Annotated in this window: 12 protein-coding genes and 1 pseudogene; 2 read left to right on the top strand and 11 right to left on the bottom strand. The window is 67.2% G+C overall.

Annotation, left to right across the window (positions count from 1 at the left end; genetic code table 11):
• Positions 1–106 precede the first annotated feature (106 nt).
• Genes OVY01_RS12635 through OVY01_RS12645 form a run of 3 tightly spaced genes read right to left on the bottom strand, consistent with a single transcriptional unit; the run spans position 107 to position 4,799 of the window.
• A complete protein-coding gene (locus tag OVY01_RS12635) occupies positions 107–1,441 on the bottom strand; it encodes an amidohydrolase family protein (protein ID WP_267847950.1) in 1,335 nt (444 codons plus the stop codon).
• Positions 1,442–1,470: 29 nt separating this feature from the next.
• Positions 1,471–3,768: a DNA repair helicase YoaA gene (yoaA, locus tag OVY01_RS12640; protein WP_432422237.1), complete on the bottom strand. Its 2,298-nt coding sequence runs from the start codon at positions 3,766–3,768 to the stop codon at positions 1,471–1,473.
• Complete coding sequence (locus tag OVY01_RS12645) at positions 3,765–4,799, bottom strand: hypothetical protein (protein WP_267847951.1); 1,035 nt, start codon at positions 4,797–4,799, stop codon at positions 3,765–3,767. The genes yoaA and OVY01_RS12645 overlap by 4 nt, the downstream gene beginning before the upstream one ends.
• Positions 4,800–4,955: 156 nt before the next feature.
• Between OVY01_RS12645 and OVY01_RS12650 the strand changes: the two genes are divergently transcribed.
• Entirely contained in the window at positions 4,956–7,313 is a 2,358-nt protein-coding gene (locus tag OVY01_RS12650) for a Tex family protein (RefSeq protein WP_267847952.1), read from the top strand.
• A gap of 30 nt (positions 7,314–7,343) precedes the next feature.
• Here OVY01_RS12650 and OVY01_RS12655 read toward each other — a convergent pair whose 3' ends face one another.
• The 7 genes and pseudogenes from OVY01_RS12655 to hflK form a co-directional block, all read right to left on the bottom strand.
• On the bottom strand, positions 7,344–8,351 hold the full coding sequence (locus OVY01_RS12655) for a zinc-dependent alcohol dehydrogenase family protein (RefSeq protein WP_267847953.1): 1,008 nt from the start codon (positions 8,349–8,351) through the stop codon (positions 7,344–7,346).
• 125 nt (positions 8,352–8,476) lie between these two features.
• Entirely contained in the window at positions 8,477–10,375 is a 1,899-nt protein-coding gene (locus OVY01_RS12660; RefSeq protein ID WP_432422238.1) for a potassium transporter Kup, read from the bottom strand.
• Positions 10,376–10,598: 223 nt separating this feature from the next.
• Positions 10,599–11,135: pseudogene (locus OVY01_RS12665) on the bottom strand (phosphoribosyltransferase); the annotation flags it as partial.
• Positions 11,136–11,159: 24 nt separating this feature from the next.
• The gene (locus OVY01_RS12670; RefSeq protein WP_267847954.1) at positions 11,160–12,500 is read right to left on the bottom strand and encodes an adenylosuccinate synthase; all 1,341 of its coding nucleotides are present in this window, start codon (positions 12,498–12,500) and stop codon (positions 11,160–11,162) included.
• A 50-nt stretch (positions 12,501–12,550) separates the two neighbouring features.
• Positions 12,551–13,741, bottom strand: a complete 1,191-nt coding sequence (locus tag OVY01_RS12675; protein WP_267847955.1) for an ATP phosphoribosyltransferase regulatory subunit — start codon at positions 13,739–13,741, stop codon at positions 12,551–12,553.
• Between the two features lie 246 nt (positions 13,742–13,987).
• Positions 13,988–14,887, bottom strand: coding sequence for a protease modulator HflC (hflC, locus tag OVY01_RS12680; protein WP_267847956.1), 900 nt, complete (start codon positions 14,885–14,887; stop codon positions 13,988–13,990).
• Between the two features lie 12 nt (positions 14,888–14,899).
• Positions 14,900–16,318: an FtsH protease activity modulator HflK gene (gene hflK / locus OVY01_RS12685; protein WP_267847957.1), complete on the bottom strand. Its 1,419-nt coding sequence runs from the start codon at positions 16,316–16,318 to the stop codon at positions 14,900–14,902.
• Here hflK and OVY01_RS12690 point away from each other — a divergent pair.
• Positions 16,317–16,505, top strand: coding sequence for a hypothetical protein (locus tag OVY01_RS12690; protein WP_267847958.1), 189 nt, complete (start codon positions 16,317–16,319; stop codon positions 16,503–16,505). The genes hflK and OVY01_RS12690 overlap by 2 nt on opposite strands.
• Here OVY01_RS12690 and hflX read toward each other — a convergent pair.
• Complete coding sequence (gene hflX, locus OVY01_RS12695) at positions 16,502–17,677, bottom strand: GTPase HflX (RefSeq protein ID WP_267847959.1); 1,176 nt, start codon at positions 17,675–17,677, stop codon at positions 16,502–16,504. The genes OVY01_RS12690 and hflX overlap by 4 nt on opposite strands.
• Positions 17,678–17,729 lie beyond the last annotated feature (52 nt).

Raw genomic sequence — 17,729 nt, forward strand, 5'->3', positions numbered from 1 at the left:
GGTAATGCGGATCGGGTAATTCGAGTCGCCGCCCATGCGGGCGGCACCGCGGCCATCCCGCGGAGTCGTCCGCGGATAAGCGCCGGGGTCCGCTCGCTGCACCGCGTCAGCGCGGCAGGCGGAAATCGACTTCGACGGGCCGCCCCGGCAAAGAAAGGGCCGCCACGGCGCGCGGCATGCGGCTGAGGATACGGCCCCGCCGGATCACCGCCAGCCGCGCGGCCCGCAACCGGATCGCCTCGATCCGGTCCCGCGCATCCAGCAGCACGCAATCCGCCGGCGCTCCCACCGCGATGCCACGGCTGTTCAGGCCGAGGATACGCGCGGGCGTCGTCGTGACCGCGTCGAACGCCGCGCGCATCGCTTCCACGCCGGTCATTTGCGCGACGTGCAGGCCCATGTGCGCGACCTCCAGCATGTCCCCGGATCCCAGGCTGTACCACGGGTCCATCACGCAGTCCTGCCCGAAAGCGACCGCGACGCCCGCCGCCAGCAACTCCGGCACGCGCGTCATCCCGCGCCGCTTCGGATAGGCATCGGCGCGCCCCTGCAGCGTGATGTTGATCAGCGGATTGGCGATCGCCGCCACGCCCGACTCCGCGATCAACGGGATCAGCTTGCTGACGTAGTAGTTGTCCATCGAGTGCATCGACGTCAGATGCGAACCCGTCACCCGCCCCTGCATGCCCAGGCGCTGCGTCTCCGCCGCCAGCGTTTCGATATGCCGCGACAGCGGGTCGTCCGACTCGTCGCAATGCATGTCCACGCGTACGCCGCGCTCGGCGGCGAACTCGCACAGCAGGCGCACCGACGCGGCGCCGTCGGCCATGGTCCGCTCGCCATGCGGAATGCCGCCGACGACGTCCACACCCATCGCCACGGCCTTTTGCAGATTCTCGAAGGCGCCCGGGCTGCGCAATACTCCGTCCTGCGGAAAGGCGACCAGTTGCAGGTCGAGATAGGGCGCCACGCGGCGCCGCACGTCCAGCAGGGCCTCGACCGCCAGCAGCCGCGGGTCCGAGATATCGACATGCGAGCGGATCGCGAGCACGCCCCGCGCCACCGCCCAGTCGCAATAGGTCAGCGCACGCGCAACGAGCGCCTCCTGGGTCAGATCGGGTTTGAGTTCGCCCCACAGCGCGATGCCCTCGAGCAGCGTGCCGGACACATTGACCCGCGGCAATCCATAGGAGAGCGTGGAGTCCATGTGGAAGTGCGCGTCGACGAAGGGCGGTGCAAGCAGACACCCGGCACCGTCGATTTCCTCCGCGGCGCTGGCATCCAGACGTGTTTCGATGGCCGCGAAGCACCCGCCGCGGATGCCGATGTCCACCGCCACCGCATCCCCGCCGTCCGGCGCCGCGTGAGCGCGGGGAGTCCCCTCCGGCAACGCGCCGTCCAGCGACGCGCGGCGGATGATGAGATCGAAGGTCGTCGGCATGTCGGTCCTCTTGGAGCGTGCGCCGTGTTTCAGGCGTCCTGGGCGTCGTCCGCCGTCGACGCGACGGCCGGATCCGGATGTAGAAACGCGGTCACCGTATCGATCTCGCGCGTGCGCGTGAAAGGCGGCAGGCTCTGCCAGATGCGTCGGCCGTAAGGCTTGTCGGTCAGGCGCGGGTCGCAGATCATCAGCACGCCGCGGTCGGTCTCCGCGCGGATCAAACGCCCGGCGCCCTGCTTCAGCGTGATCACCGCCTGCGGCAACTGATGCGCGGCGAACGGGCTCAACCCCTTTTTCGTCAGCGCGTCCAGGCGTGCCGCCAGCACCGGGTCGTCGGGCGGCGCGAACGGCAGCTTGTCGATGACGACGAGCGACAAGGCGTCGCCGCGCACGTCGACGCCTTCCCAGAAGCTCTGACTACCGATCAGGATCGCGTTGCCATAGTGGCGGAAGCGGTCGAGCAACTCGGTGCGGCTGGCCTCGCCCTGTACCAGCAGCGGAAAATCCCAGCCGCGCGCGGCGATCGTCTCGCGCAGCCGTACCGACATCCGCTCGACCGCGCGCAACGTGGTGCAGAGCAGGAAGCAACGCCCGCCCGCCGCCTCGATGGCCGGCAACGCCGCGTCGAGTACCGCATCGGTGAAATTCGGCGCCGAGGGCTGCGGCATGTTGCGCGGCACGTAGAGCAGGCCCTGACGCGGATAATCGAAGGGACTCGGCAGCGTCATCGAGCGTTCGGCGGACAGGCCCATCTGCGCCGCGTAATGGGTGAAATCGTTTTTCACCGAGAGCGTGGCCGAGGTGAAGATCCAGGCGCGCGGAATCCCGGCGCGCTGCTTCGCGAAAATGGGCGCCACCGACAGCGGCGTCTGGTGCAGTTGCACCGAATGCGTGAACACCTCGATCCAGCGTACGCTGTCGATGTCGCGGCGGCCGGCCATCGCCGCTGCACCCGCTGCACCCGCTGCACTCGCTGCACTCGCCACACCCGCCGGACCGGCGGACGTGCCGGCGTCGGTGTCGGCCGGCGCGGCCAGTGCGTCGACCAGCGCGGGCGGCTCCGCATAGGCCCCCTCGCGCCAGCGCGCCAGTCCGTCCTGCAATTCGCGGGCGCGCTTGAGGCAATTTGCCAGCGATTCGGCGCGCTCGGCCTGCTTGCCCAGCATCTTGCCGACCGTCTCCAGCGCCGCCTCGACGTTGTCGAGCGCTTCATGAAACGGATGATCGTCGTCCAGTTGCGCGATCGACAACCGCACGATGTCCTGCCGGAACGCCAGTCGCACGTCGCGCGTCGCACGCTCCAGTACCGCCCCCACGTCGCGCCAGTCGACGGCGTCGCGGGCATGGGCGAGGCCTTCCGCCACCGTGTCGCGCGCGAGTTCGAGCAACTGCCCGGTGGACACCGTTTCGCCGAAGAACAGGGTCGCCGTCTCTGGCAACTGGTGCGCCTCGTCGAAGATCACGGTGTTGGCCATCGGCAGCAATTCCGCCATGCCGGTGTCGCGCAACAGAATGTCGGCGAAGAACAGGTGATGGTTGACCACCACCACGTCGGCCTGCTGCGCCTCGCGACGCGCCTGCATCACGAAACACTCCTTGTAATGCGGGCATTCCTGGCCGAGACAGTTTTCCCGGGTCGATGTGACCAGCGACCACACCGGCGCCGTTTCCGGCACGCTTGCCAGTTCCGCCCTGTCGCCGGTACGGGTCATTTTCGCGAAACGCACGATCTCCGACAGGTGACTGGCATCCTGCCGCGACGGCAGGCGCGCGCCGGTCGCGGCTTTTTCCAGATAGTAGTAGCAGAGATAATTCGCGCGTCCCTTGAGCATCGCCACCGTGACCGGCACGCCCAGCGCGTCGCGCACCGTCGGCACGTCGCGCTGGAACAACTGGTCCTGCAGATGCTTGGTGCCGGTGGACACGATGACCTTGCCGCCCCACAGCATCGCCGGCACGAGATACGCATAGGTCTTGCCGGTGCCGGTGCCGGCTTCGACGATCAGCGTATTGCCGCCGTCGCCTCCCGGCGCGTCCGGGTCGAGCGGCGACGCCTGCGCGCCGTCGTCCGCCGGCGCGCCCGTCTGCCGCAACGCGAACCGCCCGTTATCCACCGGCGTGCTCGCCGCGATCGCCGCGGCGACCGCAAGCGCCATGCGCAATTGCGACTCGCGCGGCCGGTAACCCGGAATATTGCGGGCGAGCGGGCCGCGCGTGTCGAACAGCGACTCCAACTCGGCAACGCGCGCGGCGCTCGGCCGGGCGTCGCGCGCGGCCGTCATGCCCGCCGCATTCGCCGCATTCGCCGCGCGCGTCGCCGCGGTCATGGCTGTGGCCGGGCTGCCGGCGCGCTCGCGGGCGGCGGCGCGGACTTGTTCGCCCGCTCCTGCGCCTTGCGCCGGCGCGCGTCCAGATCGCGCTGGCGATCCGCCGCGTCGCTTTGCTTCTGTTCGTAACGGTGCACGTTCTCGGCCCGCTTCGCCGCGTCCGCGTCGGCGTTGCGGTTCGCCTGGTCGAGCGCCTGCTGGTGCGCCGCCTGTTTCTGCCGGTACGCCGCGGCATTCGCCGCACGCTGGCGCTGCTCGGCCCCATCCTGGCCACGTTTGGCCAGGTCGAGCTGATGTTGCTGCTGCTTCGCCGCGAAGGCGGCCCGGTTGCGCGCCTCGTTCGCCGCGCGTTGCGGCGCATCGGCGGCGGTCTGCACCCGCTTTTCTTCGGCGCGCGTCTCGCGCTGCCGCGCGCGATCGCTGCGCCGCTCGGCGGACAGCGCCAGCTGCTCGGTGCGGACCTGGCCTTTTTCCACCCGCATCGTATCGCGCGCCACCGTCAGGCAATGGTTGACGAAAAAATGCGCATAGCAATTGTGCTGCGCCACCGCGTACGCGTAGTTCATGCGCGCGGTGCGTTCATCCAGCGTCTTTTGCTGCGCATCGTGCGCGTGGGCGCGTTCCGTGTATTCCTCGTCGCTCAACGGCGGACCGGCTGGCGTCGCGTCGCCGCCCACGGCACCGGGCGCGGCATCGGACGCGGCATCGGATAGTGCGGGCGAACCAGGCGACGCCGGCAAACGCATCGCCTGCGTGCCGGCGACATCAGGCGCTGCGGCCTGCCCGCCCGACACCGCGCCGGGGGAGTCCGCCGGCGGCGAGGATTGCGCGAATGCCGTCGCCGACACCAGCAGCAGGCTCGTCACGCCGAGCAGCGCGGCGCGCGGCACTGCGACCCGGGCAAGGCGCCACGCACGCGGCGCAACGGCTGGAAGCACGGCGGTCGAAAGCGCACCGGCGAGGTGGCGCGGCGCAGATATCGTCGCGACGATGCGGGACGGAAAACGGAGGGGAAAGGAGGCGGTCGGCATGCCCGGATTCTACCATCGCACCGCCCCCGCGGCGCATGGCAGATGGCGATCGGACAGGGCCCGTCGCGGACAGAAGCGCACCGGGAACGCGTTCGGACGCGCGCGCGCTTTGTGGCAAAATGCCCGGTTCACGAACCATCGAAGCCGCGAGCCCCCATGCCGGATACCGCAAACCTGAAGATCGTACAACGCATCGCCACCGAGCTCGGCGTGCAGACCCGCCAGGTGGCCGCGGCCGTCGGCCTGCTGGACGAAGGCGCCACCGTGCCGTTCATCGCCCGCTATCGCAAGGAAGTGACCGGCAACCTCGACGACACCCAATTGCGCAACCTCGAGGAACGGCTGATCTACCTGCGCGAACTCGAAAGCCGGCGCGCGGCGATCCTGTCGAGCATCGCCGAGCAAGGCAAGCTCGACGACGCCCTGCGCGCCGCGATCGACGCGGCGGACAGCAAGCAGACGCTCGAAGATCTCTATCTGCCGTACAAACCCAAACGGCGCACCCGTGCGCAGATCGCCCGCGAGGCCGGGCTCGAACCGCTGGCCGAACAGTTGCTCGGCGACCCGCGCCGCGACCCGGCCACGGAGGCGCTCGCCTACGTCTCGGCCGACAAAGGCGTGGCCGACGTCAAGGCGGCGCTCGACGGCGCCCGCGACATCCTCTCGGAGCGCTTCGGCGAGACCGCCGAACTGCTCGCCCGGCTGCGCGCGGACCTGTGGCAGCGCGGCATCGTCACCGCGAAGGTCGTCGCAGGACGCGAAGGCGACGAAGACGAGAAGTTCCGCGACTACTACGATTACGCCGAAGGCATCGCGACGCTTCCCTCGCACCGGGCCCTTGCGTTGTTTCGCGCGCGCAATCTAGGGACCGTGGTCGTCAAGCTCGGGCTGGGCGAGGCGCTCGACCAGCAATCGCCCCACCCCTGCGAACAGACCATCGCCCAGCAGTTCGGCATCGCCGCGCAGGGGCGCCCGGGCGACAAATGGCTGGCGGACGTCTGCCGCTGGAGCTGGCGCGTCAAGGTACAGCCGTATCTGGAAAACGAACTGCTGGGACGGCTGCGCGATACCGCCGAAGGCGACGCGATCATTGTGTTCGCGCGCAACCTGAAGGACCTGCTGCTCGCCGCCCCGGCCGGCCCGAAGGCGGTGCTCGGGCTCGACCCGGGCATCCGCACCGGCGTCAAGGTGGCGGCGGTGGATCGCACCGGCAAGCTGCTGGCCACCGATACCATCTACCCGCACGAGCCACGCCGCGACTGGGACGGATCGATCGCGCGCCTGGCCCGCATCGCGCAGGCGACCGGCGCCGAGTTGATCAGCATCGGCAACGGCACCGCGTCGCGCGAGACCGACAAGCTCGCCGCGGACCTGATGCAGCGTCACCCGGAACTGAAACTGACGAAAATCGTCGTCTCGGAAGCCGGCGCGTCGATCTATTCCGCCTCGGAATTCGCCGCGAAGGAGTTTCCGGAACTCGACGTGTCGCTGCGCGGCGCCGTCTCGATCGCGCGCCGCCTGCAGGACCCGCTCGCCGAACTGGTCAAGATCGATCCCAAGGCGATCGGCGTCGGCCAGTATCAGCACGACGTCAACCAGCGCGAGCTGGCCCGCTCGCTGGACGCGGTGGTGGAGGATTGCGTGAACGCCGTGGGCGTCGACGTCAACACCGCATCCGCCGCGCTGCTCGCGCGCGTCTCCGGTCTGAACGGCGTGCTCGCGCGCAATATCGTCGATTATCGGGACGCCAACGGCCCCTTCCCCTCGCGCGCGGCGCTGCGCAAGGTGCCGCGCCTGGGCGACAAGACCTTCGAGCAGGCGGCCGGTTTCCTGCGCATCAATGCCGGCAAGAACCCGCTCGACGGCTGCGCGGTGCATCCCGAGGCCTATCCCGTGGTCGAGCGGATGCTCGCGAAGATCGGGCGCACCGCCGGGGAGTTGCTGGGCAATCGCGACCTGCTCGCGTCGATCTCGCCGCGCGAGTTCGTCGACGAACGCTTCGGACTGCCCACGGTGCGCGACATCCTCGCCGAGCTGGAAAAGCCCGGGCGCGACCCGCGGCCGGAATTCAAGACCGCCGCGTTTCGCGAAGGGGTCGAAAAGGTCTCGGACCTGGAGGCGGGAATGATCCTGGAGGGCGTCGTCACGAACGTCGCCGCGTTCGGCGCCTTCATCGATATCGGCGTCCATCAGGACGGGCTGGTGCACGTCTCGGCGATGTCGACGCGTTTCGTGCGCGACCCGCACGAAGTCGTGAAGGCCGGCGATGTGGTGCAGGTGAAAGTGATGGAAGTCGACCTGAAGCGCCAGCGCGTCGCGCTGACGATGCGTCTGGACGACGAGATCGGTGCTGCCGGCGGCGGCGCGGGAGGCCATGCCGGCGGTACCGGCCGGGACCGGGGCCGCGCCGGTGGTGCCGAGCGTTCGGGATCCCGGGCGCCATCCCGCCAGAGCGCCCCCGTCGCGGCCGATAACGCGATGGCCGCCGCGTTCGCCAAACTCAGGCGTAAATAGGCGCGCCTAGGAGCGCATCCGGAAGCGCATCTAGAAACTCAGGCAGATCTTGCCGAAGTGCGCGCCGCTTTCCTGGTAGCGGAACGCTTCGGGCATTTCGTCGAGACCGAACGTGCGATCGATCACCGGCTTCAGGCCGAGCGTGTCGATCGCACGCACGAAGTCCTGCTGCTCGCGCCGGCTGCCCACGATCAAACCTTGCAGACGCGCCTGCTTCACCATCAGCGCGGCCGTCGGCACCTCGCCGCCGCGTCCGGTCAGCACGCCGATCAGCGCGATGCGGCCACCCACGCGCACCGCGGCGATCGACTGCGGCAGCGTGCCCGGTCCGCCGACCTCGATCACATGATCCACGCCCGTACCGCCGGCGAGGTCGCTCGCGCGCCTGCCCCAGTCCGCATGGGTGCGATAGTTGATCGTGTGGTCGGCACCGAGCGCGCGCGCGCGGGCGAGCTTCTCGTCGGACGACGACGTGACGATCACGGTGGCGCCCATGCTTTTCGCCAATTGCAGCGCGAAGATCGATACGCCGCCCGTACCCAGCACCAGCACCGTGTCACCGGCCTTGATATCGCCCTCGACGACCAGCGCGCGCCAGGCCGTGAGGCCGGCGGTCGTCAGCGTCGCGGCTTCCTCGTGCGTGAAACCTTTCGGTGCGGGGGTGAAGTGGGTCGCCGGCAAGGTCACGATCTCGCGTGCGTAGCCGTCGATGCCGTCGCCCGGAACGGTCGCGAAATCGCCGAGGCGCGCGGGCCCGTCGTGCCATGTCGGAAAGAAGCATGAAACCACCGCGTCGCCCGGCGTGAAATCGGTGACGTCGGCACCCACCGCCTCGACCTCGCCCGCGCCGTCCGACATCGGAATGCGGCGGTCGAAAGGCCAGTCGGGACGGGTGACGACACCGTAATCATGGTAGTTGAGCGAGCTGGCATGCAGCCGCACGCGGATCTCGTTCGCTTTCGGCGCACCCGGGTCGGACAGACTGGTGGGCGTCAGGTTGGCGAGGCCGCCGGGCGTGCGCAGGATGATGGCTTTCACAAAATCTCCAGGAAATCGTCGCGCCCCCAGAAAGCGGGGGCGCCTCAGGAAATCAGGATAGCAGGCAGCCCTGCGCCGTGCTTGGCGCACCGCGTTGCATCGCGCCATGTCGCGCCACGTCGCGTTCAGATTTCGATCTTCGTGCCGAGCTCGACGACGCGGTTTGCCGGAATGCTGAAGAAATCGGTCGGCTTCGCGGCGTTCTGGTGCATCCAGGCGAATACCCGTTCGCGCCATACCGACATGCCGGGCAATTGCGTGGGCACCACGGTCTCGCGCGCGAGGAAGAACGAGGTGTCCATCAGCTCGAACGCCATGTCGTGTTCGCGGCCGAGATAGTCCAGCACGCCATCGACGTCCGGCGTCTCGTTGAAACCGTAGACGGCTTTCACGAGGAACAGGCCGCCATCGAACGATTTGACCTGGAAGCGCTTCGCATCGTCGATATACGGCACGTCACGCGTGAGAAAGGTCATGAAGATCGTGCGTTCATGCAGGATCTTGTTGTGCTTGAGATTGTGCAGCAGACTGACCGGCACCAGCGACTCGCTACCGGTCAGATAGATCGCGGTGCCCGAGACACGGTGCGGCGGATGCGCGAGCAGGCTTTTCAGGAACGGCTGCAGCGCGATGCCGTCGACGGCGGTGCGCTGTTTGACGATCTGCCGCCCCTTGGACCAGGTGGTGAGCAGGAAGAACAGGCCCGCACCCACGCCCAGCGGCAGCCAGCCGCCCTCCTCGATCTTGATCAGATTGGCGCCGAAGAAAGCGAGATCGATCACCATGAACAGCGCGATGATGGGAATCACCAAACGTTTCTTCCACTTCCAGACCCGCAGCATCACGACCCCGACCAGCATCGTCGTGATCACCATCGTCGTCGTCACGGCGATGCCGTAGGCCGCGGCGAGATTGTCGGAACTCTTGAAACCGAGCACGATGCAGACGATGATCGCGAGCAGCAGCCAGTTGACCAGCGGAATGTAGATCTGGCCGATCGCGCTGGCCGAGGTGTGCTGGATCTTCATGCGCGGCACGTAGCCCAGCTGGATCGCCTGACTCGTCAGCGAAAACGCGCCGGAGATCACCGCCTGCGAGGCGATGACCGCCGCGGCCGTCGCCAGCAGCACCAGCGGCAGCGTCGCCCAGTCCGGCGCCATCAGGAAGAACGGGTTCTGAATCGCCGTCGGGTCCCGGATCAGCAAGGCGCCCTGCCCGAAATAGTTCAGGACCAGCGCCGGCATCACGATCGCGTACCAGCCGATGCGGATCGGCCGTGCGCCAAAATGTCCCATGTCCGCGTACAGCGCCTCGGCGCCCGTCAGCACCAGGAAGACCGAGCCGAGGACGATATACGCCTGCAATGCATGCCGCGAGATGAAGCGGATCGCGTGGATCGGGTTGACCGCCTCGATGATGATCGGTGAAGCGATGATGTGATACACGCCCAAGACCGCCAGCGTGATGAACCAGAGCAGCATGACCGGACCGAACAGCCTGCCCACCGATTCGGTACCCCGCTTTTGCAGCCAGAACAGCAGGATCAGGACGACCAGGGTGATCGGCAGCACATAGCCGCCGAGCTGCGGCGCGGCGATTTTCAGCCCTTCGACGGCCGACATCACCGACATCGCCGGCGTGATCACCGCATCCCCGTAGAACATGCATGCGCCGAAGAGCCCGAGCATCACCAGCGTCTGCGCGAAGCGCCCGCCCCGGCGTACATTGCGCAGCGACAACACCATCAGTGCCAGCGCGCCGCCTTCGCCGTTGTTGTCGGCACGCATCACGAACAGCACGTACTTGACCGCGACGACCAGCACGATCGCCCAGAACAGCAGCGATACCACACCGATGATCGAGCCCTCGCTGAACGTGATGCCGTGGCCCGGGCTGAACGCTTCCTTCATCGCGTACAGCGGGCTGGTGCCGATATCGCCGAAGACGATGCCGATCGCCGCCGTCACCAGCGCCGTTGGGGACTGTTTCGCGGAATGCGGATGTGCCGGGTGCGTAGTAGCCAAGGTCAGCCTGAAAAAGAAAGGAGTGAACTCGGTTCATCGCCCCCGGCCCGGCGGACGATGACGCGTGCCATCAGGATGCGGTTTCGTCCGTGCGTATCGCCGGGGCCGATGCCGGCGCCGCGGCGTCCGGCAGGTGCGGTGCCGCGGGGGCCGGCACGCGAGTCGCCGCGTCCGCACCGTCGTCGGCTTCGCCACGCATTGCTTCGGCGCGCTTCGCCTCGCCGCTCTTGCCGCGTTTGATCCACGACGCGAGATTGTGCGGGCGCACGGCGTCCCATTCCTCGAACGGCTGGTGAATCCATGGATTCAGCGGCAGATGCTCGACGTGGTAGTCCGGCCGCGTGACCGAACAGCCCTTGTACCAGAGCACCGCGGAGCGCACCGCGGTAATCGCCGGAAAGCGCTCCGCGAGATGCTGCTGCACGCGGGCGAGCGTCACGCCCGAATCCACCAGGTCGTCGACCAGCAGGACATTGCCCGACAGGTCGCCGCGCGTCATCGTGATGTAACGGGCGATGTCGAGCGACCCCTGACGGGTGCCCGCCGCCTCACGGTAGGAACTGGTCGCCAGGATCGCGAGCGGCAGGTCATAGATACGCGACAATTGGTCGCCCACCCGCAGACCGCCCCGGGCCAGACACAGGATGAAATCGAACTTCCAGCCCGATTCGTGAATCTGCAGGGCCAGGCGTTCGATCAGCCGGTGATACGCATCCCAGCTCACCCACAGATGCTGGTCGTCGGTCTTCGGAACATTCATGAGAACGATTTTTCGAGAAGTTCTTCAGGCTGCGAACGGGTGGTGCAGCAGGATGGTCTCGTCGCGGTCGGGACCGGTCGAGATCATGTGGATCGGCACGCCCGCGAGCGCCTCGACGCGGCGCAAATAGTTCTGCGCATTCTCCGGCAGCGCATCCCATTGCTGGATGCCCACGGTGCTGGTCTGCCAGCCGGGGAACACTTCGTAGATCGGCTCGCACGCGGCCACCGCCGCCGCACCGCGCGGCAGCAGGTCCAGCGCCTTGCCCGCCACCGTATAGCCCACGCACAGCGACACCGTCTCCAGCCCGTCGAGCACATCCAGCTTGGTCAGACACAGACCCGAGATGCCATTGATCTGAATCGAGCGCTTCAATGCGGCGACGTCGAGCCAGCCGGTACGCCGCGGGCGTCCGGTCACCGAACCGAACTCCTTGCCGACCGTCGCCAGCGTCAGTCCGACCGGGTCCTGACGCGCGGCATTGTCCGCATCGTACAGTTCGCTCGGGAACGGGCCGCTGCCCACGCGCGTGCAATAGGCCTTCGTGATGCCCAGCACATAATGGAGCTTCTGCGGACCGACGCCCGCCCCCGCCGACGCCGCACCCGCGACGCAGTTGCTGCTCGTGACGAACGGATAGGTGCCGTGGTCGACGTCGAGCAGGGTGCCCTGCGCGCCCTCGAACAGCAGGCTGCCGCCGCGCGCATTTTCCGCCGCGAGCCGCGACGACACGTCGGCGCACATCGGCGCGAGCCGTTCGGCGAAGCCCAGCAGCGTGTCCAGCGTTTCCTGGAAATCCACCGCCGGCGCGCCCAGGTACTGGGTCAGCTGGAAATTATGGTATTCGAGCACTTCGGCAAGACGTTCGGCGAAGTGCGCGCGGTCGAACAGGTCCTGTACCCGCAGGCCGCGACGACCGATCTTGTCCTCGTACGCCGGACCGATGCCCCGCCCCGTCGTACCGATCTTGTCGACGCCGCGGCGGCGCTCGCGCGCCTGGTCGATCGCCACGTGCGAGGGCAGGATCAGCGTGCAGGCTTCGGAGATGAACAGCCGCTCGCGCACGTTCAGGCCCGCGGCTTCCAGCTCGCCGATTTCCTTGAACAGCGCCTCGGGCGACAGCACCACGCCGTTGCCGATGTAGCAGGCGACTTCCGCGCGCATGATCCCCGAGGGAATCAGCCGGAGGATGGTTTTCTTGCCGCCGATGATCAGCGTGTGGCCTGCATTGTGCCCGCCCTGGAAGCGAACGACGCCTTTCGCGTGATCGGTCAGCCAATCGACGATCTTGCCTTTGCCTTCGTCACCCCACTGGGTGCCGACGACGACGACGTTCCGCCCCTGGTTCGATGCGTTACCGGACATGTTGTTTTCTGGCCTGGTTAAAAACGTATTCTACCCGCGTCGCGGGAACCTTAGATAATTTGGCGCGCGACGAGGATCCACTCCCCATCGCGCGCGACGAGTTCGCGGTCGCATGCGAATTCATCGAGATCGTGCGGATGCCCGGGCAGCGCCTGGATCACGATCTCGCCCGCATCACGCAACGCCGCGATGCGCGCCGACAACGCCGCATCGCGTGTCCACGGTGCGAAGATCGCGCTCGAACGCGCCTCGACCGGCGAGATGCGGGCCAGTTCGCGCAGATCGAGCGAAAAACCGATCGCCGGCCGGTCACGGCCGAACAGCCGGCCAATCCGGTCGTAACGTCCGCCCCGGGCGATCGCGTTCGGCACGCCCGCGACGTAGGCCGAAAAGATCACCCCGGTGTGATACTGGTAGGAGCCGCCCAGATCGGCGAGGTCGAACTGCACCTGCGCGACTTCGCCGCCCCGGGCGCCCGGGGCGGGCAACACGGCCTGCGCGGCCAGGCAATCCAGGTCGTCGAGCGCGCGGCCGATCGCCGGCAGCGGGGGCAGGACATGGCGCGCCCGCTCGAGCACCTCACGTTCGCCATAGAGCGTGGGCAGCGCGCGCAACGCGTCGCGGGCCTGCGGCGCCAGCGATGCCGTGACGTCGTGCAGCCGTGGCACGTCCTTGCCGGCAAGCGCGCTGAAGATCTCGTAGGCATGCACCGCGGCCGCCGGTGCCCATTCGAACAAGGCACTCAGGATACCGGCGTGACCCAGATCCAGCCGCACATCCCGCAAGCCCACCAGCGCGACGCTGTCGAGCAGCAATTGCTGGATCTCCAGATCCGCCTCGATGCCGCCGTGTCCGTACAACTCGGCGCCGATCTGATACGGCTCACGCGTGGCGTGCAATCCGCGCGGACGCGTCTCCAGCACGCTGCCCGCATAGCACAGACGCGTCACGCCGGGGCGGTTGAGCAAGTGCGCGTCGATGCGCGACACCTGCGGCGTGATATCGGCGCGCACCCCCATCGTGCGGCCCGACAACTGATCGACCAGCTTGAACGTGCGTAGCCCGAGATCCTCGCCTCCGCCGGCCAGCAACGACTCCAGATATTCGAGGAGCGGCGGCATGACCATCTCGTAGCCATAGACCCGGAAACGGTCCAGCAACGCGCGGCGCAGATTCTCGCTCTTGCGCGCTTCCGATGGCAGCACGTCGGCGATGCTCTCGGGTAACAACCAAATCGACATTGTCGATATCCTTTCAATCCAGTGCGGTGGTCTGGCAGCGATGGGAACGAAGCGAGATCGACGGCACCGGTTTTTTGCGCCTGTCGGGCAGTGAACCGGCGCGAAGCGCGCGTGCGCCCTCCCGGCCTGGCGCCGCGCCCGTCGCGAAACAGGTCGCAATTCTACGGAAACTTACACGCTTTGGGGCGAATCCGCACGAGAATCGATGCGGAACGCGCCATCAGCGGGTCCCATCGGCAGGAACCGTCAGCGCGTCGCGGGCGCCGTCCGCGCGGGAGCGCCATCGGGGGCGCGCAGATACTTGAAGAACGCACTGTTCGGGTCGGCGACGATGACGTCGCTGCGGCTGCGGAACGATGCGCGGTAGGCTTCCAGGCTCTTGTAGAACTCGTAGAACGACGGATCGCGGCCGAACGCTCCCGCATAGGTCGCCGATGCCTGCGCATCGGCGTCGCCCATCACCTGCTGGGTCTGCTTGTAGGCCGCCGACAAGAGCACTTCCCGCTGCCGGTCGGCATCGGCCCGGATCTGCTCGGCTTCCGCCGCACCGGTCGAACGCAATTGATTGGCGACCTGCTTGCGTTCCGCTTCCATGCGACGGTAGACCGATTCGCTGATTTCCGCCAGCAGATCGACACGTTTGAGCCGCACATCGACGATGGCGATGCCGATCGCCGCTGCGTCGCGCGCGACCTTGCGCTGCACTGCCTGCATGACGACTTCCCGTTCGTTGGACACGACTTCGTTCACCGTGCGCTTGGCGAACTCCTCGTTCAGCGCCGCGCGGATGATCTGCTTGAGCCGGTCTTCCGCGAGCGAACCGTCGCCCTTGAAGGAGATGAAGTACTTGCGCGGGTCGGCGACGCGCCACTTGACGAACAGATCGACCAGCAGGTTCTTCTTCTCGGCGGTGATGTAGCGGTCCGGCTCGGCGTTATCGATCGTCTGGATGCGCTTGTCGATCGAGACGACCCGTTCGAACGGCGGCGGCAGCTTGAAATACAGGCCCGGCTCGCTGATCACCTTCTTGACCGCGCCCAGACCGAAGACGATCGCAAAGCGTCGCTGATCGACCACGAAAAACATCGATGACGCAATCGTCAGGACCACGACGAGTGCGACGATCGCAGCAATAATCCGGTTCATCTGATCGTCACCTTATCGTATGTCTTGCAGTTCTTCGCTGCGTCCGCGGCTGCGGAACAGGCTGCGCGAACGCAGGGGGTCGACGCCGGCGCTCGCGCGCGCGGCGGCCAGATCGTTGTCGCTCACGGCTGCATCGGACGCGCCGTCGGCGGGCGCGGCGGCGGCCGGCGCACGGTCGCGCGGCGCCGGTCCCGGCTGTGCGGTTTGCGCGAGCAGCTTGTCGAGCGGCAGATACAGCATGCTGTTGTTGGCCTTGCTGTCGACCAGTACCTTCGACGACTTCGAATAGATCTGCTGCATCGTATCCAGGTACATACGCTCGCGGGTGACGGCGGGCGCCTTTGCGTATTCCGCCTGCACCGCGTCGAAGCGCGCGGCGTCGCCCTCGGCCTGCGCGACGATGCGTGCCTTGTAGCCCTGCGCTTCCTCCAGCATCCGCGCCGCGGTACCGCGCGCGCGCGGCACGACATCGTTCGCATAGGCCTGCGCTTCGTTCTTCTGCCGCTCGCGATCCTGGCCCGCTTTCACCGCATCGTCGAAGGCGGCCTGTACCTGCTCGGGCGGCTGCACGTTCTGCATCGTCACGCTGGTCACCAGGATGCCGGTCGCGTACGCATCGAGAATGCGCTGGATCGAGGCCGCCAATTCGATCGCGACCTGCTCGCGCCCTTCATACAGCACGTAATCCATCTTGCTCTTGCCGACGATCTCCCGCACCGCGGTCTCCGCCGCCTGCGCGACGTTCGCCTCGGCGTCGGCGTTGTTGAACAGGAAGTCCGACGCATCCTTGATGCGGTACTGCACGGCGAACCGCACGTCGATGATGTTGCCATCGGACGTCAGCATCGACGAATCCTTCAGATTCGTCTCGCGGATCGTGCCGTTACGGCCGATCTCGATCGAGCGCACCTGCGACATGTTGACGATCTCGTTCGCCTCGAACGGATAGGGAGCGCGCCACTGAATGCCGGCCGGCGTCGTGTAGACGTAGCGGCCAAAGCGCAGTACGACGCCAGCCTGCCCTTCCTGCACGATATAGATGCCGCTGCACAGCCAGACCAGCACGGCGAGGCAGAGCAGCACCAGCGCGCCGATCGTCCCGGCGCGCCGGGACGGGCCACCGCCGTCGAGCGAAGGCTTGCCCCCGCTGCCGCCGCCCTTGCGGTTGAACAGCCGGTTCAAGCGCTGGTTGAAATCGCGCCACAGCTCGTCGAGGTCCGGCGGCCCGCCGCCCTCGCGGCCGCCATTGGGCGGACGGTTCTGCTCGTTTCGGGCGGGACGCTCGCCGGCGCGTTCGCCCTTGTCGTGCTCTTTGCCCGGGGTGCCGGATTCGCCATCCTTGCCCGCGCCGCGACCCCATCCCGGATCGTTCAGCGAAAAGACCGCCAGGGCGCGCTGCCATACGGTACCGAATTTATGATTTTTCACCATGAAGCAGCCGGTTATTGCTGTAACGAAAGGGATCGACATCGTGCCGCCGTCCAGAGACGAACCGCGCGCCGAACGCGAAATCCATGGCGCCATTCGCGACCCGTGCGCGGCCGGGGGGCGCGGCACCTGTCCATGCGCATCGGGTGACGTCAAACGTGAAAAGGTCAATGCGGGAGCGCGAATCTAGCGTTGCGGATCGTCGCCGACCGATGGAACTTCCGGGAGGTCGCGCGGATCGGGCGTCGCGTCCCCGTCCGACTTGCCCGGTTCCTCGCCCATGTCCCGGGCGATGACGGCCTCGGCAATGGCGCCGCGCAGCCCGTCGAGACCGCGGCCCTCCCGCGCACTGACGAAAACGCGGGAAATATTACCATACTCATTCCTTTCGACTACCTTAACGTCATTCAGTTCAGGCGCCGCGTCGATCTTGTTCCAGACCAGCAGCTGGGGCACCTTGTCGGCGCCGATTTCGCGCAAGACCTTGTTGACCTGGGCGGACTGCTCCAGCCGGGCGGGATTGGACGCGTCGACGACATGCAGCAGGAGGTCGGCATGCGCGGTCTCCTGCAGGGTCGCGCGAAACGCCGCGATCAGGGCGTGCGGCAAGTCGCGGATGAAACCCACGGTATCCGACAGCACGATGGTGCCGGCGTCGCCGAGGTACACACGCCGCGAGGTGGTGTCGAGGGTGGCGAACAGCTGGTCGGCCGCATAACTCTGCGCCTTCGTCATCGCATTGAAGAGCGTGGATTTCCCGGCGTTCGTGTAGCCCACCAAGGATACCGAAAACGTCTGGCTGCGCTCGCGGGCGCGTCGCTGCGTGCCCTGCTGCTTCGCCAGCTTGTGCTGGCGCCCACGCAAGTACTTGACCCGTTCTCCCAACAAACGGCGGTCGGTTTCGAGCTGGGTTTCGCCGGGACCGCGCAGGCCGATGCCGCCCTTCTGGCGCTCGAGGTGAGTCCAGGCCCGCACCAGCCGCGTCGACAGATATTGAAGTTGCGCGAGTTCGACCTGCAGCTTGCCTTCGGCGCTTTTCGCGCGTTGGGCGAAGATGTCCAGGATCAGGCTGACCCGGTCGATCACGCGCGTCTCCAGCACCTGTTCGAGATTGCGCTGTTGCGCCGGGGAAAGCGGATGATTGAAGATGACCAGATCCACGCCCTGGGCCATGATCTCGGCGCGCAGTTCTTCGGCCTTGCCGCTGCCGATGAAAAGCTTGGCGTCGGGACTGGCGCGTCGGCCGGACAGGGTCACGACGGGCTCGGCGCCCGCGCTGGTGGCGAGCAGGCCCAGTTCTTCGAGGCTGGCCTGGAAATCGGCCTTGCCGAAATCCACATTCACAAGTGCTGCGCGTGTCAAATTATCACTTCTGAAGTGAGCGGCGCCGCAAACGGTGCAAACGGCCGCCCAA

The organism is Robbsia betulipollinis, assembly GCF_026624755.1.
GTDB lineage: Bacteria > Pseudomonadota > Gammaproteobacteria > Burkholderiales > Burkholderiaceae > Robbsia > Robbsia betulipollinis.